Origin of the sequence: Rhodopseudomonas palustris BisB18, from assembly GCF_000013745.1 — a bacterium.
Taxonomy (GTDB): domain Bacteria; phylum Pseudomonadota; class Alphaproteobacteria; order Rhizobiales; family Xanthobacteraceae; genus Rhodopseudomonas_A; species Rhodopseudomonas_A palustris_F.
This window is the reverse complement of the sequence record NC_007925.1, coordinates 2,817,137-2,837,545: the sequence shown is the minus strand read 5'-3', so window position 1 is coordinate 2,837,545 and position 20,409 is coordinate 2,817,137. Positions and strand designations below refer to the sequence as shown.

Here is a 20,409-nt window from a genome sequence, read left to right as displayed (position 1 = left end):
GCGAGGCCGAAAGGCCAAGCGAACCCGGAATCTTGCGGCAGACAGAGCGTGGAGCGAGATTCCGGGTTCGCTCGCAGCTAAAGCTGCTCGCGCCCCGGAATGACTCCAAAGTCAGCTGAAAGCTCTAATCCACTTTCGCACGTCGCCGCGAGAACGCCGATTCCGGCGCGTCGCTGGCGGTTCGCGCGGCCATCACCGTGCCGGCCAAGGCGGCGATCTTCTTCTGCGGATCGGAGCCCGGTTGCACCACGCCCGCCGACATGATCAGCGTCGCCGCGGCCTCGGCGGTCATGTCGACCTCGATCACCTTGCTCTTCGGCACGTAGAAGAAAAACCCGGTGGTCGGGTTCGGCGCGCAGGGCAGGAACACCGACATGTGCTCATCCTGGCCCGGCAGTTTGCCGGCGATCTCTTCGCCAGGCGGCTGCGAGATCAGCACCAAGGACCACATCCCCGGCGCCGGAAACTCCACCAGCCCGACTTTGCGGAAGCTGGAGCCGGTGGCGGAGAACAGCGTCTCGAACACCTGCTTCAACCCGCGATAGATCGCGCGCACCACCGGCATCCGGCCGAGCAGCCGCTCGCCGAGATCGACTAGGGTGCGGCCGATCAAGTTGGCGGTGAGAAAGCCGAGCAGCGTCAGCGCCAAGAAAGCCACGATCAGACCGGACCCCGGCACGCCGAACGGCAGATAATGCTGGATATAGGTCTCGGGGCGATAATCCGCCGGGACGAACGGCCGCACGAAGGCATCGACCCAGGTGACGAACGACCAGGTCAGATAGAACGTAATGGCGATCGGGCCGGCGACGATCAGCCCGGTGAGAAAATAGTTTCGGATCCGCGCCATGAAGCCGCGCGGCGGATCGTGCGGAAGCTCGATGGGACTGTCGGTCGAGGATTGGTCGTTACGGGTCATCATGGATCCAGGTCATTTGAAAGAACATCGTGGCTGGACCACGAATCGTCAACGCCGTTCGAGCCGAGGCCGCTGCGAATGAATCATTCTAGCAGACCATCTAGCAGACTATTGCACGTCCGGTGCCAGCCAACGGCTTTCCATGGGGATAAAATTTATCCCCATGACAATCATAACCCGTTGTAATCGCATAATTGTTTCTATGTATCGGCGCTGCGGCAAAAAACCAGTGCGACCGCCTGCGACGGTTTGCCTATTCGACGGTCACCGACTTCGCCAGGTTTCGCGGCTGGTCGACGTCGGTGCCCATCACCACGGCGGTGTGGTAGGCCAGAAGCTGCACCGGGATGGCATAAACCATCGCGGTGAACGCCGCCGCCATATCCGGCAGCACGATGGTGACCGTCGACTGGATGGTGGCCTCCGCCGCCCCCTTGGCGTCGGTCATCAGGATGATGTTGCCGCCCCGCGCGGCCACCTCCTGCATGTTCGACACCGTCTTCTCGAACACCCGGTCATAAGGTGCGATCACCACCACCGGCATGTTCTCGTCGATCAGCGCGATCGGGCCGTGCTTGAGTTCGCCCGCGGCATAGCCCTCGGCGTGGATGTAGGAGATTTCCTTCAGCTTCAGCGCGCCTTCCAGCGCCAGCGGATAGCTGGTGCCGCGGCCGAGATAGAGCACGTCCTGCCGCTTGGCGATGTCGCGCGCCAGTTTCTCGATCTGCGGTTCGGTGGCCAGCGCCGCCGCCATCAGTCGGGGAATTTCCACCAGCCCGTGTACCAGCCGGGCTTCGTCGTCGGCGGACAATTCGCCGCGTGCCTTGCCGGCCGCCACCGCAAGCGCCGCCAGCACCATCAACTGGCAGGTGAACGCCTTGGTCGAGGCGACGCCGATCTCCGGGCCGGCCAGCGTCGGCAATACGATTTCACTCTCGCGGGCGATGGTCGAGGTCGGCACGTTGACCACCGACAGCGTGTGCAGACCCTGCGATTTGGCGTAGCGCAACGCCGCCAGCGTATCGGCGGTTTCGCCGGATTGCGAGATGAAGATCGCCAGATCGCCTTTGCGCAACGGCGCCTCGCGGTAGCGGAACTCGGAGGCGACGTCGACCTCGACCGGCACCCGGGCGAAGCGTTCGAACCAGTATTTGGCGATGAATCCCGCGTAGCTCGCGGTGCCGCAGGCGGTGATCGAGACCCGCTGAATGTCCTTGAAATCGAACGGCAGCGTCACCGGCAACGCGGTGCAGTCGTTCGCCATGTCGACGTAGCGCGCCAGCGTATGGCCGACCACTTCCGGCTGCTCGTGAATTTCCTTGGCCATGAAATGTCGGTAGTTCGCCTTGTCGACCACCAGCGACGAGGCGCCGGATTTCAGCGTGTCGCGGTCGGTGACGACGCCAAGTTCGTCGCGCACCACCGCGCTGCTGCGGGTCAGCACCACCCAGTCGCCGTCTTCGAGATAGCTGATGGTGTCGGTGAACGGCGCCAGCGCGATGGCGTCCGAGCCGAGATACATTTCGCCGTCGCCATAGCCGATCGCCAGCGGCGAGCCCTTTCGGGCGCCGATCAGCAGGTTGTCGTGACCGCTGAAGATGAAGGCCAGCGCGAAGGCGCCGCGCAGTTGCGGCAAGGCCTGCCGGACGGCTTCTTCCGGCGACGCGCCGGCGGCGAGATAGGAATCGACCAGATGCGCCACCACCTCGGTGTCGGTCTCGCTGCTGAAGATCGCGCCGTGCTTCTCCAGCTGCTGCCGCAACTCGCGGAAATTCTCGATGATGCCGTTATGCACCACGGCGACGCGTTCGGTGGCGTGCGGATGGGCGTTGCCTACGGTCGGCTTGCCGTGCGTCGCCCACCGGGTATGGCCGATGCCTGAATGACCTTGCAGCGGCGAGGTCTTGAGCAGTTTTTCCAGGTTGCGCAGTTTTCCTTCGGCGCGGCGACGCACCAGATGCGTGCCCTCCAGCGTGGCGACGCCGGCGGAATCATAGCCGCGATACTCAAGACGCTTCAAGGAATCGACCAGTTGATCCGCGACCGGACCATGTCCCAATATGCCGACAATGCCGCACATGCGGTTCAATCACTCCACGTTGACAGAGGCGGACGCCCGAAATGGTCTTATGAGCTTCTGCGAAAGCGAAGCTAATCAATAATCATTTCGGAGTAAGACAACGTTAATTCTGACGGTAAATCGGCCGCCCGAGTCGTTAACTACTTGGCGTCCTTGGCATGGCCGGTGTCCTTGGCCTTGCCGCGCGATTTCGCCTCGCGAAACCGTTTCGCCCAGCCCTCGCGGATCGCCTGCTGGCCGCGCGCCACCGCCAGCGCGTCGTCGGGGACGTCGCGGCTGATCACAGATCCAGAGCCGATGTAGGCCCCCGCCCCGATCGTCACCGGCGCCACCAGCGAGGAGTTCGAGCCGATGAAAGCGCCGGCGCCGATCTTTGTCTTGTGCTTGCCGAAGCCGTCGTAATTGCAGGTGATGGTGCCGGCGCCGATATTGGCGCCTGCGCCGATATGGCTATCGCCGATATAGGTCAGATGGTTGACCTTGGCGCCGGCGTCGATGATCGCGGCCTTGGTCTCGACGAAGTTGCCGATCTTGGCGCCATCGCCGAGCGACGTGCCGGGCCGCAGCCGGGCGTAAGGACCGACCGAGGCGTTCTTGCCGATCACGGCCTGTACGAGATGCGAAAACGCATGGATCACCGCGCCGTCGGCGATGCTGACGCCGGGGCCGATCACCACGAACGGTTCGATGGTGACGTCGACGCCGAACGTGGTGTCGGCGGCGAGGAACACGGTGTCCGGCGCGATCATCGTCACCCCGGCGTCGAGCGCCGCGCGGCGCAGCCGCGCCTGCATCACCGCTTCGGCCTCGGCGAGCTGCGCCTTGGTGTTGATGCCGCGCACCTCGTCCGCGCTGGTCTCGATCACGGTGGCCTCCAGTCCAAGGTCGCGCACGATTGCGACCGCGTCGGTGAGATAATATTCGCCCTTGCTGTTGGCGTTGCCGATCCGCTCCAGGATGGCGAGCGCGGTGCGGCCGTCGAATGCCATCACCCCGGCGTTGCACAGCGTGATTTCGCGCTCTTCGGCGCTGGCGTCGGCCTGTTCGCGGATCGCCACCAGCCGGCCGCCCTCGACCAACAGCCGGCCGTAGCCGGTCGGATCGGCCGGCCGAAACCCGAGCACCGCCAGCGTCGCGCCGTCCCGCAACGGCTGCCGCAGCCGCTCGAAGGTCGCCGCCGAAATCAGCGGGGTGTCGCCGAACGCGATCAACAGGTCATCGGCGCCGGCGGCGATCGCCTCGCGCGCCGCCAACACGGCATGCGCGGTGCCGAGGCGCTCGCGCTGCACGAAGGTCGCCGCGTCGGGGCGCACCCGCTTGGCCTCGTTGGACACCGCGGCATGGTCCGGACCGACCACCACGGCGAGCGAGGCGCCATCGCCCCTGGGTGCTGCGTTCAACACGTGGGCGAGCAGGGATTCTCCGGCGACCTGGTGCAGAACCTTGGGCGTCGCGGAGCGCATCCGCGTCCCCTCGCCCGCGGCGAGGACGATAGTCAGGCTGGTTCGACGCAACATTCGATTCGGAATCCCATGGTGGTCTGCGGTGCTGCGGCGTTCATATGGGTTTTTCGCCGAGCTGGAAACACCGGCGACCGCGGAGTCGTACGAGCGACGTTCGGGCAAGCTTTCCCTGATAATGTTGGGCGTGTGATTCGCGTGGCTGCGGGGGGCAGCAGACGTCGTATGGCAAGAAATCGCGATGAGCTGGCGGAAAGCCTGAACACCGAATCGGAGGGCAGCCTGATGGGCTTGCTGGCCGAGGAGGAGAATTTGGACCGCCGCGCGCTGTGGCGGCTGGGCTCCTGGGCGGTCGGTTCGATCGGCGCGCTGGTGCTGGCCATTCTGGCCAGCCAGTCCTCGATCCAGGTCCGCCAGGAACAGGCCGCGGCCGCCGATCTGGCGCGGCAATCGCAGCAGATCCAGCGCATCGCCAAGGAGGCGCAGACCGAAACCAACCGGCTGGCGTCGGCGATCGAGACCCTGAACGGCGACCGCGACCGGCTGTATTCGCGCGTCACCATGCTCGAGCAGAATGTCGAATCGGTGACCGGCTCGATCAAGCGCCAGACCACGCACGTTGCGCCCTCGCCCGCCCCCGCCGCGACCGAATCACGGCCGGCCGCCCAAGCCGCTGCAGCCCCGACACCCGCCCAGGCTCCGTCCAAGGCGGCACCTCCGCCCGCAACCGTGGCGGCAGAGCCCGCAGACCTCCCGCAAGCGATGCGCGAGTCTGGCCCGGTCCGTGCCGCCCAGGCGGCCTCGCTGATCCCCGTCCCCGCCGCCGCGGCTTCGCCGACCCCGCACGTGGCAGCGTCGACGGTCGCGGCCGCAGCCCCGCCGCCCGTCGCGGTGATCGCGCCGCCGGCCGTCGTCGATGCCGCCCCGCGCCGTCCGCTGCTTGAACTGCAACCGGTGACGCAAAAACCGCCAGCCCCGCTGGTGCCCGCCAAGTCCATCCTCGGCCCGCCAGACCCCTCCGCAGCGAAACTGACCGAGCCGGAGGCCCGGCCGGCGGCTGGGTCGCCTCCTGTGGTGATCGCCGCCGTCGATGCGGAGCCGACCGGATCCGATGCTGAGCCGGTCACAGCGCAGCGCACCGAATTCGGCATCGACCTCGGCGGCGCGAATTCTGTGGAGGGGCTGCGGATCCTCTGGCAGCGGCTGCTCAAATCCAACGCCTCGCTGACGGCGCTGCGGCCGCTGCTGGTGGTGAAGGAGCGCAATTCGGGGGCCGGCATGCAGTTGCGGCTGGTCGCCGGACCGATCAGCGACGCGTCGACCGCCGCCAAACTGTGCGCCGGATTGGCTTCCTCCGAGCGGTTTTGCGAGACCGCGATCTATGACGGGCAGCGGCTGTCGACCGGCGCCGCGCAACCCGCCACCGCACGGCCAAGCCGCAAACGCGTCAGCGCGCGGATCCCGGTTGCCGAACCCGAGCCGGTTGCGCCGGCGGTGCCGCCGCCGCCGCCGCCCCCCTCCTCGCCGCTATTGACGCTGCTCGGCGTGCGCTGACGCTCCGACGACTTGCTATGGCTGGATCGGGTTGTCCTGAGGCGCGAAGCGCAGCATAATCGCCGCCATGAAAAAACAACCCTTCCGACTGACCCCATATCAGGTGCAGTGGCTGCTGATCGTCGGCTTTCTCACCGTTGGTTACGCGCTGTATCTTCGCTATCTGGCGATCGAACTGTCCACCGTGGCGCTGGCCTGCGACGCCGGCCTGCCGACGATGCTGTGCAAGACCCGGATCCTGATGACCTATCTGTTTCGCAATTCGGTGTTCGGGATCGCCGCGCTGGTGATCGCGGTGCTGCACGTGATCCGGCCCTCGATCGTGCTGTTGACCGCGGGTCTGGTGGCCGCCGGCTTCGGCATCGTGCTTTACAATATCGGGCTGTCGGGGCTGGCGATCGGCCTGCTTATTTTGGGGTTTGCTCGCCCCGCGCCTGCCACAGCGTAAGGCCGAGCAGAACGTAACCGGCGCAGGTCCACAGCGACTGCCAGTTGTTGGGACCTTCGTTGAAGCCGGTATAGAGCGCGGTGACCACGAACACCCCGGCGAACACCGCCTCCGCGATCGGCCGCGTACCGGTCTTCGGCCGGTTCAGCAGCATCAGGGCGAAGAACGGCACCACCGCCATGGTCAGCGCGGCGAACGGGAAATCGCGGTAGCGCGGATCGAACAGGAAGCCCAGCGCGGTCATCGCGGCGATCACCGTGGTGATCAGCAGCGTCAGCCCAAGTCCGCGCGCCAGCCATGAGGGCGTGCGGCCCTCGCGCGGGCCGACCAGTTCCAGGAAGCTCGGCAGCGCGCGGCCGGAGATCAGCGCACTGGCGGATAGAATCGGCGCCAGCGTCGCCGCGCCGAGCAGCGCTCCCCAGCACAGCCAACCGCCGACGCCCAGGCTCTCATACAGCATCTTGTCGGCGGCCACGCCAAACAGAATACCCGCCGAGGTCGCCGATGCGGTGACCGCGAACCACGACAACAGCCGCGGCGACCATGGCCGACGCCGCATCGTCAGCATCGCCGCGCCGAATACCAGAATGCTCAAGCCGAGCCCGCAGCCCAGATAGATCTTCCACAATGGGTAATTGTTGACGCTCTGGCCGGCGGGATATTTCAGCGCCCGCTGATCGGCGTCGATCAGCCCCCAGAAGCCGCCGACAGTGCCCTCGAGCTGGCGCTTCCAGGGCTGGTCGTAGGCCTCGATCAGGTTGACGCGGAATTTCTCTTTCTTCGCCAGATCGAGAATCTCCGACACCACCCGCGCCTGATTGGTCCGCGACGGCAATGCGCCTTCGCGCATCCGGCCGGCGCTCGGCCAGCCGGTTTCGCCGATCAGGATTTCCTTGCCGGGGAACGCCACGCCGATCCGTTTGCGGATCGAGTCGACATGGCTGGCGGCGTATTTGGCGCGGACCGGGAAATCCTCCCAGTATGGGAGAATATGGATGGTGACGAAATCGACCGCCTCGTACACCTCACGATTGCGCAGCCAGTATTCCCAGACATCGGCATAGGTCACCGGAACCTTGACCTGCGGCTTCACCATCCGAATCGTGGCGGCGAGGTCGGCCGCGGTCATCTCGCCGCGCAGCAGCACTTCGTTGCCGACCACCACGGAGCTGATCACGCCGGGATATTCTTTAGTCAGGCCGACCACGGTGGCGATCTCGGCCAGGTTTTTATAGCGGTTGCTGCCGAGCCAGATCCCCTGAATGACCTTCAAGCCGACCTTTTCCGCCAGCGCCGGGACCTGATCGAGGCCGTTCTGCACCGAATAGGTCCGCACGCATTTGGAGATCGTCGCGAGCTGCGCGAGGTCCTGGGCGATCTGCTCCGGCGCAATCTGGGTCGAGGCGATCAGCGGCGTCTGGCTGCCGCGGAACGGCGCATATGAAACGCATTCCAACTTGTCGGACGGATCGATCGGCGCGCGCACCAGCGCGACCGGCGTGGCCAGCCACCACCACGCCGCGACAATCAGACCCAACGAGACCAGGAGAAGCGCCAGCGGCGTGCGAAGTGAAATCGGTTCCATCCTCCACGAAGGACCCGTCGATTAGCCGGTCATCGCCGATCTGCCAAGACCGGATTGCTCCAAATCGAAACTTCGAGGCGTCAACGGCTTTGTTCACCCGGCAGTCATCCGCGAAGATGTATTGCGCCATTGCTGGACAAATTCAAAAATGTCCGTCATGGGAATTCGTCGAGGCCTGCGCCGTATTCGGGACCAGATTGACCACCAAACAGACGGTGACGTCTGACCGGTCGGGCCGGAGCAATATCGGGGATTTTATGCGTGGACTGCTGATCGAGCTTCAGAACGCTGCGGTGCGTTGCCTTGCTGTAAGTGGATTGGCCCTGTTGATCGGGGTCGGAGGAGCGATCGCCCAGAGCGGCGACCTGCGCGCCCAGGATCAGTCCGGCAAACCCGCCCCAGCCAATACCACCCCCGCTGCCCCCGCCGATCCGGTGAAGGACAGCCAGCGCAAGACCGACGAGTTCGTCGAGGCTGCGCAGGCGATCAACGGCCCGGCCGGCAATCCGGAATGCGTTTGGCTCGGACGCCGCGTCGTCGGCCTGATGTGGCGCGACGATCTCGACACCGCGTTCCGCCATCTCGATCTCTACGATCGGTTCGGCTGCCCCGGCGGCCACGTGCAGGCGACCTTCCGCTGCCTGGTGCGGTTCGGCGCGATCGACCCGAAGGCGCCGGACAGCCTGAGCGGCCGGGTTCATGCCTGCTGGATCAATCCGAATGCGCAGCCGCAGGCGGCAGCGTCCGCCGCCAGCGCGCCGGCTCCGGCCGCAGCCCCGGCGGCACCGCCGGCGCCGCCCGCCGCGAAATGAGTTAAGCGCCGGAACGATGCGAGAATTCGGCGGTTGAAAACGCCGCCGCCCTCAAATCGCCACGGCACCATAAGAGTTGTTTGTTGACGTGGCAGAGCTATGCTTGGTTTGCCGCAGCCTTGGTCGGACCTCGGGGACGGGTCCGTTTCCCTGCCATGTTGGCCCCGTATGGTTGAGTCGCGATGCGCGCCGTCGTCGCCGTTCTGCTCTTGGTCACCGCTGCTCATGCTGCCATCTGGGGGATCTTCAGGGAACAGCAGCAGGCACCGGATTTCCGAGGCATCCTTCCCAGCGTTTCCTACGCACCGTTTGACGGCACCGGGCATCCGGACGTCGACAACATTCCCAATGCCGAGCGCATCCGCTCCGACCTGAAGACGCTGGCGCCACTCAGCCGCGCCATCCGGTTGTACTCCTCGACCGGCGGCGTCGAACTGGTGCCGCCGATCGCCGGCGAGGTCGGCCTCAAGGTCACCGTGGGCGCCTGGATCGACAAGAACGTCGATCGCAACGAGCGCGAGATGCTGTCGGCGATCGACCTCGTCAAGCACAACAGCAACGTCAACGGCATCGTGGTCGGCAACGAAACCATCTACCGCGGCGAGCAGAAGGTCGAAGACCTCATCAAGCTGATCCAGCGCGTCAAGGGCCAAGTCAACGTCCCGGTGACCACCGGCGAGATCTGGAACATCTGGCTCGAGCATCCGGAACTCGCCTCCTCGGTCGACTTCATCGCCGCGCACATCCTGCCCTATTGGGAAGGTTTTTCCGACACCAAGGCGGTCGACCAGGCGCTGATCATCTATCAGAAGCTGCGCGACGCGTTTCCCGGCAAGCGCATCGTGATCGCCGAATTCGGCTGGCCCTCCGCCGGCTACAATCTGAAGGACGCGGTGCCCGGCCCGTTCGAGCAGGCGGTGACGCTGCGCAATTTCGTCAACCGCGCCGAAGCCATCGGCATGGAATACAACATCGTCGAGGCGATCGATCAGCCCTGGAAATTCTTCGAAGGCGGCGTCGGTCCGTATTGGGGGATCCTGAACGCGGCGCGCGAACCGAAATTCGCCTGGAGCGGCCCGGTGGTCGATCCGGCCTATTGGAAGCTCGCCGGCATCGCGCTGCTGATCGGCATCCTGCTGTCGACGCCGATCCTGCGGCTGGCCCAGCCCAGCGCGATGCAGTCGTTCATGCTGTCGGCGGCCGCGCACGGCGTCGGCGCCTGGGTCGCCACCGTATTCGCCTACTGGAACGGGCATTATTTCGTGTTCGGCTCGGCGCTGGCGCTAACGCTGGGCTTGATCCTGCTGGTGCCGCTGGTGTGTATCGCGATGGCGCGGATCGAGGAAATCGCCGCGGTTGCGTTCGGCCGCGCGCCGGTCCGGCTGTTGAAGAAGCCGCCGCCGGCGACCGTGGCGTCGCCGCCGCTGGCGCTGGCCGCGTCCTCCGCAGAGGCGGTCCGCGCCGATGCAGACCAAGTCGGCGACGTCGTCGCCGAAGCCCCCAAGATGCCGAAGGTGTCGATCCATATCCCGGCCTATTTCGAGCCGCCGGATATGTTGAAGCAGACGCTGGATGCGGTGGCGCGGCTGGATTATCCGAACTTCGAATGCGTGGTGATCATCAACAACACCCCGGATCCGGAATTCACTCAGCCGATCCAGGATCACTGTCGCGAGCTCGGCGAGCGCTTCAAATTCATCAACGCCGAGAAGGTCGAGGGCTTCAAGGCCGGCGCGCTGCGCATCGCCATGGAGCGCACCGCCGCCGACGCCGAGATCATCGGCATCATCGACGCCGACTATATGGTCGAGCCGGACTGGCTGAAGGATCTGGTGCCGGCGTTCGATGACCCGCGGGTCGGGTTGGTGCAGGCACCGCAGGACCATCGCGACGGCGACCGTTCGCTGATGCACTACATCATGAACGGCGAATATGCCGGGTTCTTCGACATCGGCATGGTGCAGCGCAACGAGCTCAATGCCATCATCGTGCACGGCACGATGTGCCTGATCCGCCGCGCCGCGATGGAGATGGTCGGCGGCTGGGCCGGCGACACCATCTGCGAGGATAGCGACCTCGGCCTGGAAATCATCGAGCATGGCTGGCTGACCCATTACACCAACCATCGCTACGGCTATGGCCTGTTGCCGGACACCTATGAGGCCTTCAAGAAGCAGCGGCATCGCTGGGCCTATGGCGGCTTCCAGATCATCAAGAAGCATTGGCGGCGCTTCCTGCCGGGCGCCAGCCGGCTGACGCCGGATCAACGGCGGGAATTCGCGCTGGGCTGGCTGAACTGGCTCGGCGCCGAGAGCCTCGGCGTGGTGGTGGCGATCCTCAATCTGATCTGGGTTCCGATCGTCGCCTTCGCCGACATCGCGATCCCCGACAAGATCCTGACGCTGCCGATCATCGCCTCGTTCGTGGTGACGCTGGCGCACTTCCTGGTGCTGTACCGGCTGCGGGTGAAGATCACCGTGCCGCGGATGCTGGGCGCGATGATCGCGGCGATGTCGGTGCAGTGGACGGTGTCGCGCGCGGTGGCGCAGGGCCTGATCACCGAGCACCTCGCCTTCGCCCGCACCTCCAAGGGCGGCTTTTCGCTGATGTCGGTCGAGTTCCAGGCGTTCTGGGAGGCGGTGATCGGCGTGCTGCTGCTGGTCGGCGCCGCCGTGCTGGTGGCCTCCAACGCCTATAAGGAAGTCCACGAGATCTACATCTTCGCCGCGGTCTTGGTGCTGCAGAGCCTGCCGTTCCTGGCCGCGGTGGCGATCGCGATCCTGGAGAACTCGCGGATCAATTCGTTTGCGTTCTGGAAGAACACCGGGGTGCGCACCGCCGAATTGATCGGGCTGCGGCCGGTGGCGTTGCCCAAGACCGTGCCGGCGGCGATGCCGGCGCCGCAGCCGGTGGTGTCGGAAATCCACCGCGATACCGTGTAATCTCGCCCGCGAAGTTCAGGCAACGAACGAAAGCCGGGGCCTAAATCCATGGCCCCGCACGTCGTTTCAGCGTCCGCAGCGCTCCAATTGATTCCGCCCCGGACTTGACCCGCTTCGTCCCGCCCCCTACACAGCGCGTCACGTGAGCGCGTAGCTCAGACGGTAGAGCACGTGACTTTTAATCATGGGGTCGAGGGTTCGAGTCCCTCCGCGCTCACCATTCTCCTCATTCGAAAACCATGCGGCCAAGCGATGGCGATCAGCAGTGCTGGCCGCGCGTTGTCGCCGTGCGCCGCACCCCATCGCCCGCGCTGGAACCCGGCCTCCGCGGACGCGACAACATGCAGCATCGGCGAGTGCCTCGCCCCGGGGAAACTGTTATCCTTGCCGCCTAGGATGCCGGTTCGGCAAGTTCGAACCGCGCCACGCGGAACGGCAAGCCGCGATCCGGATTGCACCCGCGTGGTAGCGGTCGCACATCGGGACATCGGGGAAACGAAGGGAACCTGCACATGCTGACACGTACTCTGCTGCTTGGCTCGGTCGCGCTGCTGCTGTCGGCGAGCGCCGCGTCCGCGCTCGACATCAATGAGGTGGCGATCGAGAGCGGCAAGCTGGTGATCACCGGCCGCACCACAAGACCGAATCAGCCGGTGGTCGTGGTCGGCAGCGGCGACAAGGTGCAGAGTTCGTCGTCCCGTCGTTTCCGGATGTCGCTGTCCTATCTGCCGGAGAACTGCAAGCTCGATCTCAAGGTCGGTGACGAGGTGCTGAAGGATCTGCTGGTCGCCAATTGCGGCCCGCGCGGGCCGAAGGGCGAGCCCGGCGCCAAGGGCGACACCGGGCCGCGCGGCGAAGCCGGTCCACGCGGCGAAGCCGGCCCCAAAGGCGACACCGGAGCACGCGGCGAAGCCGGGGCACAGGGCGAAGCCGGAGCGCAGGGTGCCCCCGGCCCCAAAGGCGACAGCGGAGCGCGCGGCGAAGCCGGTCCCAGCGGCGAGCCCGGACCGAAGGGTGACGCGGGTCTGCGCGGCGAGCCAGGCCCCAAGGGTGACACCGGGCCGAAAGGCGAGCCCGGCCCCAAGGGCGAGCCCGGTGCCAAGGGCGAGCCGGGAGGCAAGGGCGAGCCGGGAGGCAAGGGCGACGCGGGTCCGCAGGGCGATCCCGGGTCCAAGGGCTGATCGGCTCGGTCGCGTTCGCTGCGCAGCTCGCGACGCCGGGCCGCGCCGCGCGGCCGGTCAAAGCTCCCGGACGCCCGACCCTGTTTCAATTTACGTCCCGTTAACCGCAGCCGGGTCTAATGTGCGCGTCGCAGCGCTGCGCGCTGCTGGACATTGGCGCGGAGCATCGGCATGGCCGACTTATTGAGCATTCTCGCGGCGAACTACACCGCCGTCGGATTGAATCCGGGCACCTCCACGCCTTACAAGAACGTCGACGCCAAGGCCTATGAAGGCACTTGGCAAGGCACCTACAGCAACACCAAGAAATTCAAGATCACGGTCACCGACGTCAGCGGCTTTCGCGCCCAGGTGAAATATGAAGGCGAAGGCAGCCTCAAGTTTCAGTCGGTGTTGATCAAGGACAACGCGTTCCGCGTCGGCGACAGCAAGTTCACGCTGACCGGCAATGGCAAGGCAACTGTGAAGACCGCGGTCACCGACCCGGTCACCAGCCAGACCAGCCTGGTCACCGGCGCCGCCAAGCGCGACACCTGAGTCGCAGCAGCGGATCTGTCGAAGCTACCAAGCCGCCCGATCACCGCGTTCGAGGCCGGCTGCCGGCATCTCGGCCCGCCGTCCCAATAGGCCGCGGGCGTCACGCCCGAGCCGCCGCAACGCCGGCCAAGCCTGCAGCAATCCCAGCGGCCACAACGGCGCAATCATCAGACCCCAGTACGAGTTGTTCGGCCGGCCGACGATCATAAAGGCCAAGGTGTAGCCCGCGACGGTCAGCGCCAATCTGACGCCGAGCGCGCTGCGCAGCGTCGACAGCCCGAGCAGTGCCAACGGCAGCAGCACCGCGCCGAGCCAGTTCGGCCCCGCCTCCAGCAGCAGATTCCAACTGGCGGTCTGCAGCACGAAGCCCCAGCCGCCGAACCGCAGCCAGGGCGGCGACCCGGGGTCGGCGGCGGTCACGACGGCACCGACCTCGTAGGCGTGCCAGCCAAGCGCCAGCGCAAACACCGCCAAGCCGGCCAGCCAACCGGCGGCTTCCTTGCGGCAACCGTCCTTCAAGGCCATCACCGCCATCACCACGAGATAGGGCGCCGCCAATTCGCGCAGCAGCGCCGCCAGCGTCGCCACCGCCACGCTGAGCCACCAGCCGTTGCGGCGGCGCAGTGCCAGCGACAGCGCGATCAACAGCCCGGCCCAGACCTCGTGCAGCGGATAGGCGTTCGGCGCCAGCGCCGGGATCATGCCGCTGCCGAGCAACACGAGAAACGCCGTGGTGCGCAGCGGCTCGCCGCGCAGGCTGCGCCAACGCCACGCCCAGGCCGCGAAGGTGACGGCCGCGAGCGTCCCGAGCGCCAACCGGATCACGCCGTCGGTGGTGACCGCCATCGCCAGGCTGAGCCCCGGCGGCCGCACCGTGACGAACGGGCGCAGCGGATAGTTGTTGGCGCGCAACTCGTCGACGATTGCGCTGTAATAGGCCTCGCCGTGACGCAGCTGCTCGACCACGCGGTTGTACAGCGCCAGATCGCCGTTGCCGTTGGTCGGCGGCAACGGGGCCGCCGGGCCGGGCCGTAGCCCGGCCGCGATCAGCGCAACCAGCAGCAGCAGCGTGCAGAGCGCGACGACCGACCGCACCGCATCCCGCGGCCGGCGCGGTGCACGGCTCGGTCGTTCGCCCGCCATCTGCATCCCCATCAGCGAAACGCCGATCTGAGACAGCGAGTGGCTAATAATTCGTTCAGGCCGATCGAAATCGCCGCAGACCGCGGCCGATCCGCTCGGATCAGGCGGTCTTGGTCGGAACCGCCAGCGCCTCGGCGGTCTTCTTGATCGTCTTGGCGATCAGCAGCGCCTGGTCCTTGCTGACGGCGAAATCCTGCACGCCCTTGGCGGTGGTCAGCGACAGGATCATCAGGTCGGGCTGGTGCTCCGGCCAACCGGTGGCAAAGCCGGTCACGAAGTCGGCCGAGGTGGAACGCTGGGTCATCTGCTTGGTCCTCTGAGCGCGTTGCGGCGAGTGGACGGCACGCGCGCGTCGCTCCTCCACCGGCGGCGGAGATACTCCGCCGCGCCGATCAACACAAGCGGACGCCCGGGCGTGTGGATCGACCGCGGCCCGATCGGACCAGCGGCGCGCGACCGCTGGATCTGGCGCGGGCCCGCGGCCCATCCTTCGAGACACCCGGCTGCGCGCTGCGCGCTTCGCCGGGTTCCCCGGGTTCCTCAGGATGACGGTGGTGATGTTGAATAGCTGCGCGCTTCGCCGGGCTCCTCAGGATGACGGTGGTGATGGTGAACATCTGATGCTCGCAGCCACGACGGTTACCACACCACGCGCCGTCATCCTGAGGTGCCCGAGCAACGCGAGGGCCTCGAAGGATGGGCCACGAGCACCATTGGTGTCATCCTTCGAGGCTCGCTGACAGCGCAAGAAGCGCTGTCAGCGAGCACCTCAGGATGACGGCAGCCTGAACTACTTCCCCGCCGCCTTGCGCAGCGCCTCGTTGATGCGGTCCTGCCAGCCCGGACCGCCATCCTGGAAATATTCCAGCACGTCCTGATCGATGCGCAGCGAGACCATCTCCTTGACGCCGGGAATGGCGACCGGCTTCGGCGGCAGTTCGGCGACCTTGGTGGTGGTTTTCTTGAAGGCCGCTTCGGCTTCGGTCCGCGCATCGGCCAGGGTGCGCGGGCGTCGTGGAGGCTGTGACATCGACTGACTTTCTCGATCGTGATTATCTTGGAACACTACTCACTCGACGTCCCGATGGCTGGCACGCCGGACGACTTCAAACTCCCTCGAACAGCGCGGTCGACAGATAGCGCTCGGCGAACGACGGCACAATCGCCAGGATCACCTTGCCTTCGGCGTCCGGCCGCTTGCCGATCTCCAGCGCCGCGGCGATCGCAGCCCCCGACGAGATGCCGCCGGGAATGCCTTCGTTGCGCGCCAGCGCCCGCGAGGTCGCGAGCGCGGTAGCGCTGGAAATCTGGATGATCTCGTCGATCACCGAACGATCGAGAATCTCCGGCACGAAGCCCGCGCCGATGCCCTGGATCTTGTGCGGCGTATGGGTGCCGCCGGACAGCACCGGACTCTCCGCCGGCTCCACCGCGACCACCTTGAGCGACGGAATCCGCGGCTTCAACACCTGGCCGACGCCGGTGATGGTGCCGCCGGTGCCGACGCCGGCGACGAAGTAATCCAGCTTGCCGCCGGTGTCGTTCCAGATTTCCTCCGCGGTGGTGCGGCGGTGCACTTCGGGATTGGCGAGGTTCTTGAACTGTTGCGGCATCACCGCATTGGGCGTGCTGCGCACCAATTCCTCGGCGGTGGCGATCGCGCCCTTCATCCCTTGCGCGGCCGGCGTCAACACCAGTTCGGCGCCGAGAAACGCCAGCATCTTGCGGCGCTCGATCGACATCGAGTCCGGCATCACCAGCTTCAGCCGATAGCCGCGCGAGGCGGCGACGTAAGCGAGAGCGATGCCGGTGTTGCCGGAGGTCGGCTCGATCAGCACGGTGTCGGCGTTGACCACGCCGGCCTGTTCCATGGCGATGATCATCGCCGCGCCGATGCGATCCTTCACGCTGGTCGCAGGATTGAAGTATTCCAGCTTGGCGAGAATCGTCGCTTTGACGCCGTTGAGTTCCGGCAGTCTTCGCAGCCGCACAATCGGCGTATCGCCGATCGCCTCGACGATGCTGTCGAAAACCTGGCCTCGGCCAGGCGCGCGCGTGTGCACTGCAGTCGGATCGGATGTCGTCATGATGAAGATCTCCCACGCGGCAAGAGGGCCTGAAAACAAGCAAGTAGCACAAATTATTGCCACTGTTACGCACGGTTGCAAGCGACAAACCGCGATCATCAACGCTGCACTGCAACCGGAATTGTCGACGGCAAAATAAATCACATAACAAACGCATTTGTGTTGCGACATCGTCAGAGTTTCCGGTGTATGATTTGCGCAACTGATCCGTTGAGGAGGTCCCCGATGCCAGCACTTGCTGAAGTCCTGTCGACCAATGCGCCTCGTCCCGCTCCGCGTGGAAGTGATCTGCCCACCTGCCCGGTCTGCGCCGATTCCATGGTCGCCGCGGAGGCTTCGGCTTTTGTGGCCGACAACGTCATCAGCTATCTGTGGAGCTGCGATACTTGCGGCTATGGTTTCGTCACCAAGCATGCGGTGAAGCGATTCAGCTGCAATTGACGCGGTGCACGTCACGCGCATCGCATTGGTTTACAAATCGTTAGTTGCTCATCTGATCGTGGCGCGTTGAGCGCCACTTTTGGTTTCTGACGATCGCAATCGATGGAATCGCCATCCAATCTGATCGATGGGTGCAATGGCGCAATCGGCGGGATGACAGCTGAGGCCTACAGCGCCGGGATATCGCCGCGCGCCCAGTCTTCGCGGGTCTGCTGCCGAAACGCCTCGAACGTGCCGTTGCCGATCGCCTCGCGGATGCCGCTCATCAGGCTCTGGTAGTAAGCGATGTTGATCTCCGACAACAGCATGGCGCCGAGCGTCTCGCCCGACTTCACCAGATGATGCAGATAAGCCCGCGAGCAATTGCGCGTCGACGGCCAATTACTCTCCGCGTCGAGCGGACGCGGGTCGTCGGCATGGCGCGCGTTGCGCAGGTTCACCGAACCAAAGCGGGTAAACGCCACACCGTGGCGTCCGTTCCTTGTCGGCATCACGCAATCGAACATGTCGATGCCGCGCGCCACCGCCTCCAGAATATCCTCCGGCGTGCCGACGCCCATCAGATAGCGCGGCCGGTCCTGCGGCAGCACCGGCGCGGTCTCCTCGATCATCGCCAGCATCACTTGTTGCGGCTCGCCGACCGCCAGCCCGCCGATCGCATAGCCGTGGAACCCGATCTCGATCAGCCCGCGCGCGCTTTGCTGGCGTAGCTCCGGCACGTCGCCGCCCTGCACGATACCGAACAGCATGTGACCCTGCGGCGCGTGCTCGAAGGCGCGCTTGCAGCGTTCCGCCCAGCGCAGCGACAACCGCATCGCGCGGTCGATGTCGTCGCGCTCCGCCGGCAGCCGCACGCATTCGTCGAGCTGCATCGCGATGTCGGAGCCGAGCAACAGCTGCACTTCGATGGCACGCTCCGGCGATAGCTCGATCGCCGCGCCATCGATATGCGAGCGAAAATTCACCGCCTTCTCGGTGACCTTGCGCAGCTGCGCCAGCGACATCACCTGGAAGCCGCCGGAATCGGTCAGCATCGGCCCGTTCCAGGTGGTGAATTTCTGCAGGCCGCCGAGCGCTGCGATCCGCTCGGCGCCGGGCCGCAGCATCAAATGATAGGTGTTGCCGAGCACGATGTCGGCGCCGGCGTCACGCACCTCGCGCCAATGCAGCCCCTTCATGGCGCCGAGCGTGCCGACCGGCATGAAGGCCGGCGTACGCACCACGCCATGCGGCGTGGTCAGCCGGCCGAGCCGTGCCGCGTCGCTTTGGCCGATGAGTTCGAAGTGATTGGCGAGCGTCATGAGCGTTCCGGAAACAGCAGGCAGGCGTCGCCATAGGAATAGAACCGATAGCCGGTGGCAATGGCGTGCGCATAGGCCCGCTGCATGGTCTCGCGGCCGGCGAACGCCGACACCAGCATGAACAGCGTCGAGCGCGGCAGATGGAAGTTGGTCATCATCAGGTCGACCGCCTTGAAGCGATAGCCCGGGGTGATGAAGATCGCGGTGTCGTCGGCGAACGGCTGGATGCTGCCGTCGTCGGCCGCCGCACTTTCCAAGAGCCGCAGCGAGGTGCTGCCGACCGCGACGATGCGGCAGCCCTTGGCGTGCACCGCATTCAGCGCATCCGCGGTGGCACGCGAAATGGTGCCCCATTCGGCGTGCATCTTGTGATCTTCGGTGTCGTCGACTTTCACCGGCAGGAAGGTGCCGGCGCCGACATGCAGCGTGACGCGGTGGATGCTGACGCCGCGTGCGGCCAGCGCCGCTTCCAGTTCGGGCGTGAAATGCAGCCCGGCGGTCGGCGCCGCCACGGCGCCTTCATGGGCCGCGAACATGGTTTGATAGTCGGCGGCGTCGCGGTCGTCCGGCGCGCGCTTCGAAGCGATATAGGGCGGCAGCGGCGGCGCGCCGAGCTCGGCGATCGCCTGGTCGAGCGTGGGGCCGTGAAACGAGAACGAAAGCGTGATCTCGCCGGCTTCGCCCTTGTGCTCCACCGTGGCGTCCAATTGCCCGAGCAGGCAGACCCGGCCGTCATGGCCGAAGCGGACAACGTCGCCTTCGTTGAGTTTCTTGGCGCCCTTGACCAGCGCCTGCCAGCGCGAGCCGTCGAGCCGCTTGATCAGCGTCGCCTCGATCTTGGCCTCGCTGTCGCGGCCGATGCGGCGGCCACTGAGCTGCGCGGCAATGACGCGGGTGTCGTTGACCACCAGCGCGTCGCCGGGGGCGAGCCAGTCCGGCAGATCGCGCACCACGCCGTCATGCAGCGCCGCGCCGGGCCTGACCACGAGGAGGCGCGCGGCATCGCGCGGCTGCGCCGGCCGCAGCGCGATCGCCGTGGCCGGCAGCTCAAAGTCGAATAGATCGGTGCGCATCAAGCCGCCCCTGCGGCGCCCGGATCCTCGGACCCTGGGCGGAATTCTACCAGACGCATCCACATCCGAGACGTTTCGAAAATGGACCGCCTCTCCGCGTCATGGCCGGGCTTGTCCCGGCCATCCACGGAAACGTCGACAGCCATGCTTGTGGGCGTGGATGGCCGGGACAAGCCCGGCCATGACGTGTTGGGCGAAGTGCCTAATTGTCGACGCACCATTTGCGGTCCGCGCCTGAGAAACCGCGTCCTCACCGGATCTCGAAGGACGATGCTCCTCATGGTTCGAGACGCGCTCGGGCGCGCCCCTCACCATGAAGGCTCAGCGGCAATCAGGCCGCGGCGTCGTCGGCGGCCATCCGGGCCTTGACGATCTTGTCGGGGTCCTTCACCGGCTCGCCGCGCTTGATCTTGTCGACGTTCTCCATGCCGTCGACCACCTTGCCCCACACCGTGTACTGGTTGTTGAGGAACGAGGCGTCGTCGAAGCAGATGAAGAACTGGCTGTCGCCGGAGTCCGGGCTGGCGGCGCGGGCCATCGAGGTGGTGCCGCGGACGTGCGGCTCCTTGTTGAACTCGGCCTTCAGCTTCTGGCCCGAGCCGCCGGTGCCGGTGCCCTGCGGACAGCCGGTCTGCGCCATGAAGCCTTCGATGACGCGGTGGAACACGACGCCGTCGTAGAAGCCTTCGCGGACCAATTCCTTGATCCGGGCGACGTGGTTCGGCGCCAGATCCGGGCGCATCTCGATGGTGACCGGGCCCTGGGTGGTGTCGAGGATCAATGTGTTTTCGGTAACGGCCATGATGGGGATTCCTATTGGCTGAATTATTTGACGATTACTTTTCG

19 protein-coding genes and 1 tRNA gene are annotated in these 20,409 nt (G+C 65.8%); 9 read left to right on the top strand and 11 right to left on the bottom strand.

The genetic code is table 11. The features are described 5' to 3' along the window. Window positions 1-124: 124 nt before the first annotated feature. The 3 genes from RPC_RS13055 to glmU all read right to left on the bottom strand — a co-directional run bounded on the left by RPC_RS13055 (window position 125) and on the right by glmU (window position 4,516). On the bottom strand, window positions 125-922 hold the full coding sequence (locus RPC_RS13055; protein WP_011473053.1) for a DUF502 domain-containing protein: 798 nt from the start codon (window positions 920-922) through the stop codon (window positions 125-127). Window positions 923-1,172: 250 nt separating this feature from the next. Next, window positions 1,173-2,999 carry a glutamine--fructose-6-phosphate transaminase (isomerizing) gene (gene glmS, locus RPC_RS13050; protein ID WP_011473052.1) on the bottom strand — a complete coding sequence of 609 codons (1,827 nt, stop codon included), beginning with the start codon at window positions 2,997-2,999 and terminating at the stop codon, window positions 1,173-1,175. 140 nt (window positions 3,000-3,139) lie between these two features. After that, window positions 3,140-4,516 (bottom strand): bifunctional UDP-N-acetylglucosamine diphosphorylase/glucosamine-1-phosphate N-acetyltransferase GlmU, encoded by a 1,377-nt coding sequence (gene glmU / locus RPC_RS13045; protein ID WP_011473051.1) that lies wholly within the window; start codon window positions 4,514-4,516, stop codon window positions 3,140-3,142. Window positions 4,517-4,684: 168 nt separating this feature from the next. Here glmU and RPC_RS13040 point away from each other — a divergent pair, with 168 nt between their 5' ends. Together RPC_RS13040 and RPC_RS13035 are read left to right on the top strand one after the other, a co-directional pair. Then, the gene (locus tag RPC_RS13040; RefSeq protein WP_041801785.1) at window positions 4,685-6,013 is read left to right on the top strand and encodes a hypothetical protein; all 1,329 of its coding nucleotides are present in this window, start codon (window positions 4,685-4,687) and stop codon (window positions 6,011-6,013) included. A gap of 67 nt (window positions 6,014-6,080) precedes the next feature. Beyond that, window positions 6,081-6,461, top strand: a complete 381-nt coding sequence (locus tag RPC_RS13035) for a hypothetical protein (RefSeq protein WP_011473049.1) — start codon at window positions 6,081-6,083, stop codon at window positions 6,459-6,461. On the opposite strand, the gene RPC_RS13030 is transcribed toward RPC_RS13035, so the two are convergent. Beyond that, window positions 6,421-8,046 carry a beta-1,6-glucan synthase gene (locus RPC_RS13030; RefSeq protein ID WP_011473048.1) on the bottom strand — a complete coding sequence of 542 codons (1,626 nt, stop codon included), beginning with the start codon at window positions 8,044-8,046 and terminating at the stop codon, window positions 6,421-6,423. The genes RPC_RS13035 and RPC_RS13030 overlap by 41 nt on opposite strands. Window positions 8,047-8,303: 257 nt before the next feature. Between RPC_RS13030 and RPC_RS13025 the strand changes: the two genes are divergently transcribed. From RPC_RS13025 to RPC_RS13000, 5 genes are all read left to right on the top strand, one after another. Beyond that, window positions 8,304-8,858 carry a beta-1,3-glucan biosynthesis protein gene (locus tag RPC_RS13025; protein ID WP_011473047.1) on the top strand — a complete coding sequence of 185 codons (555 nt, stop codon included), beginning with the start codon at window positions 8,304-8,306 and terminating at the stop codon, window positions 8,856-8,858. A gap of 182 nt (window positions 8,859-9,040) precedes the next feature. Beyond that, window positions 9,041-11,800, top strand: coding sequence for a glycosyltransferase (locus RPC_RS13020; protein WP_011473046.1), 2,760 nt, complete (start codon window positions 9,041-9,043; stop codon window positions 11,798-11,800). Window positions 11,801-11,944: 144 nt separating this feature from the next. Next, window positions 11,945-12,020: transfer RNA gene (locus RPC_RS13015), tRNA-Lys, on the top strand. A gap of 292 nt (window positions 12,021-12,312) precedes the next feature. Next, entirely contained in the window at window positions 12,313-12,981 is a 669-nt protein-coding gene (locus RPC_RS13010; protein ID WP_011473045.1) for a collagen-like triple helix repeat-containing protein, read from the top strand. A gap of 171 nt (window positions 12,982-13,152) precedes the next feature. Then, window positions 13,153-13,518, top strand: a complete 366-nt coding sequence (locus tag RPC_RS13000) for a hypothetical protein (RefSeq protein ID WP_011473044.1) — start codon at window positions 13,153-13,155, stop codon at window positions 13,516-13,518. Window positions 13,519-13,542: 24 nt separating this feature from the next. Here the strand turns inward: RPC_RS13000 and RPC_RS12995 are convergent, their stop codons facing one another. The 4 genes from RPC_RS12995 to cysK all read right to left on the bottom strand — a co-directional run bounded on the left by RPC_RS12995 (window position 13,543) and on the right by cysK (window position 16,748). Beyond that, window positions 13,543-14,661 carry a hypothetical protein gene (locus RPC_RS12995; RefSeq protein WP_011473043.1) on the bottom strand — a complete coding sequence of 373 codons (1,119 nt, stop codon included), beginning with the start codon at window positions 14,659-14,661 and terminating at the stop codon, window positions 13,543-13,545. Window positions 14,662-14,761: 100 nt separating this feature from the next. After that, window positions 14,762-14,965 carry a hypothetical protein gene (locus RPC_RS12990; RefSeq protein WP_011473042.1) on the bottom strand — a complete coding sequence of 68 codons (204 nt, stop codon included), beginning with the start codon at window positions 14,963-14,965 and terminating at the stop codon, window positions 14,762-14,764. A gap of 486 nt (window positions 14,966-15,451) precedes the next feature. Continuing rightward, window positions 15,452-15,691 carry a BrnA antitoxin family protein gene (locus tag RPC_RS12985; protein ID WP_011473041.1) on the bottom strand — a complete coding sequence of 80 codons (240 nt, stop codon included), beginning with the start codon at window positions 15,689-15,691 and terminating at the stop codon, window positions 15,452-15,454. A 76-nt stretch (window positions 15,692-15,767) separates the two neighbouring features. Beyond that, complete coding sequence (gene cysK, locus RPC_RS12980) at window positions 15,768-16,748, bottom strand: cysteine synthase A (protein WP_011473040.1); 981 nt, start codon at window positions 16,746-16,748, stop codon at window positions 15,768-15,770. On the opposite strand from cysK, the gene RPC_RS26195 reads away from it, so the two are divergent. Together RPC_RS26195 and RPC_RS12975 are read left to right on the top strand one after the other, a co-directional pair. Then, window positions 16,747-16,887: a hypothetical protein gene (locus RPC_RS26195; protein WP_157043202.1), complete on the top strand. Its 141-nt coding sequence runs from the start codon at window positions 16,747-16,749 to the stop codon at window positions 16,885-16,887. The genes cysK and RPC_RS26195 overlap by 2 nt on opposite strands. Before the next feature lie 86 nt (window positions 16,888-16,973). Next, entirely contained in the window at window positions 16,974-17,189 is a 216-nt protein-coding gene (locus RPC_RS12975; RefSeq protein WP_041801781.1) for a hypothetical protein, read from the top strand. A 167-nt stretch (window positions 17,190-17,356) separates the two neighbouring features. Here the strand turns inward: RPC_RS12975 and tgt are convergent, their stop codons facing one another. The 3 genes from tgt to RPC_RS12960 form a co-directional block, all read right to left on the bottom strand. After that, a complete protein-coding gene (tgt, locus tag RPC_RS12970) occupies window positions 17,357-18,490 on the bottom strand; it encodes a tRNA guanosine(34) transglycosylase Tgt (protein ID WP_011473038.1) in 1,134 nt (377 codons plus the stop codon). Next, the gene (gene queA, locus RPC_RS12965) at window positions 18,487-19,563 is read right to left on the bottom strand and encodes a tRNA preQ1(34) S-adenosylmethionine ribosyltransferase-isomerase QueA (RefSeq protein ID WP_041801780.1); all 1,077 of its coding nucleotides are present in this window, start codon (window positions 19,561-19,563) and stop codon (window positions 18,487-18,489) included. The genes tgt and queA overlap by 4 nt, the downstream gene beginning before the upstream one ends. A gap of 331 nt (window positions 19,564-19,894) precedes the next feature. Continuing rightward, complete coding sequence (locus tag RPC_RS12960) at window positions 19,895-20,365, bottom strand: peptidylprolyl isomerase (protein WP_011473036.1); 471 nt, start codon at window positions 20,363-20,365, stop codon at window positions 19,895-19,897. Between the last annotated feature and the right edge of the window lie 44 nt (window positions 20,366-20,409).

What these genes read in the sequence shown, in the direction of transcription:
- RPC_RS13000 (WP_011473044.1), top strand. Translation starts at nt 13,153, where the DNA reads ATGGCCGACTTATTGAGCATTCTCGCGGCGAACTACACCGCCGTCGGA.
- tgt (WP_011473038.1), bottom strand. Translation starts at nt 18,490, where the DNA reads ATGACGCTCGCCAATCACTTCGAACTCATCGGCCAAAGCGACGCGGCA.
- queA (WP_041801780.1), bottom strand. Translation starts at nt 19,563, where the DNA reads ATGCGCACCGATCTATTCGACTTTGAGCTGCCGGCCACGGCGATCGCG.
- RPC_RS13040 (WP_041801785.1), top strand. Translation starts at nt 4,685, where the DNA reads ATGGCAAGAAATCGCGATGAGCTGGCGGAAAGCCTGAACACCGAATCG.
- RPC_RS12960 (WP_011473036.1), bottom strand. Translation starts at nt 20,365, where the DNA reads ATGGCCGTTACCGAAAACACATTGATCCTCGACACCACCCAGGGCCCG.
- RPC_RS12975 (WP_041801781.1), top strand. Translation starts at nt 16,974, where the DNA reads ATGCCAGCACTTGCTGAAGTCCTGTCGACCAATGCGCCTCGTCCCGCT.
- glmU (WP_011473051.1), bottom strand. Translation starts at nt 4,516, where the DNA reads ATGTTGCGTCGAACCAGCCTGACTATCGTCCTCGCCGCGGGCGAGGGG.
- RPC_RS12995 (WP_011473043.1), bottom strand. Translation starts at nt 14,661, where the DNA reads ATGGCGGGCGAACGACCGAGCCGTGCACCGCGCCGGCCGCGGGATGCG.
- RPC_RS13055 (WP_011473053.1), bottom strand. Translation starts at nt 922, where the DNA reads ATGATGACCCGTAACGACCAATCCTCGACCGACAGTCCCATCGAGCTT.
- glmS (WP_011473052.1), bottom strand. Translation starts at nt 2,999, where the DNA reads ATGTGCGGCATTGTCGGCATATTGGGACATGGTCCGGTCGCGGATCAA.
- cysK (WP_011473040.1), bottom strand. Translation starts at nt 16,748, where the DNA reads ATGACGACATCCGATCCGACTGCAGTGCACACGCGCGCGCCTGGCCGA.
- RPC_RS26195 (WP_157043202.1), top strand. Translation starts at nt 16,747, where the DNA reads ATGATGAAGATCTCCCACGCGGCAAGAGGGCCTGAAAACAAGCAAGTA.
- RPC_RS13025 (WP_011473047.1), top strand. Translation starts at nt 8,304, where the DNA reads ATGCGTGGACTGCTGATCGAGCTTCAGAACGCTGCGGTGCGTTGCCTT.
- RPC_RS13035 (WP_011473049.1), top strand. Translation starts at nt 6,081, where the DNA reads ATGAAAAAACAACCCTTCCGACTGACCCCATATCAGGTGCAGTGGCTG.
- RPC_RS13030 (WP_011473048.1), bottom strand. Translation starts at nt 8,046, where the DNA reads ATGGAACCGATTTCACTTCGCACGCCGCTGGCGCTTCTCCTGGTCTCG.
- RPC_RS13010 (WP_011473045.1), top strand. Translation starts at nt 12,313, where the DNA reads ATGCTGACACGTACTCTGCTGCTTGGCTCGGTCGCGCTGCTGCTGTCG.
- RPC_RS13020 (WP_011473046.1), top strand. Translation starts at nt 9,041, where the DNA reads ATGCGCGCCGTCGTCGCCGTTCTGCTCTTGGTCACCGCTGCTCATGCT.
- RPC_RS12985 (WP_011473041.1), bottom strand. Translation starts at nt 15,691, where the DNA reads ATGTCACAGCCTCCACGACGCCCGCGCACCCTGGCCGATGCGCGGACC.
- RPC_RS12990 (WP_011473042.1), bottom strand. Translation starts at nt 14,965, where the DNA reads ATGACCCAGCGTTCCACCTCGGCCGACTTCGTGACCGGCTTTGCCACC.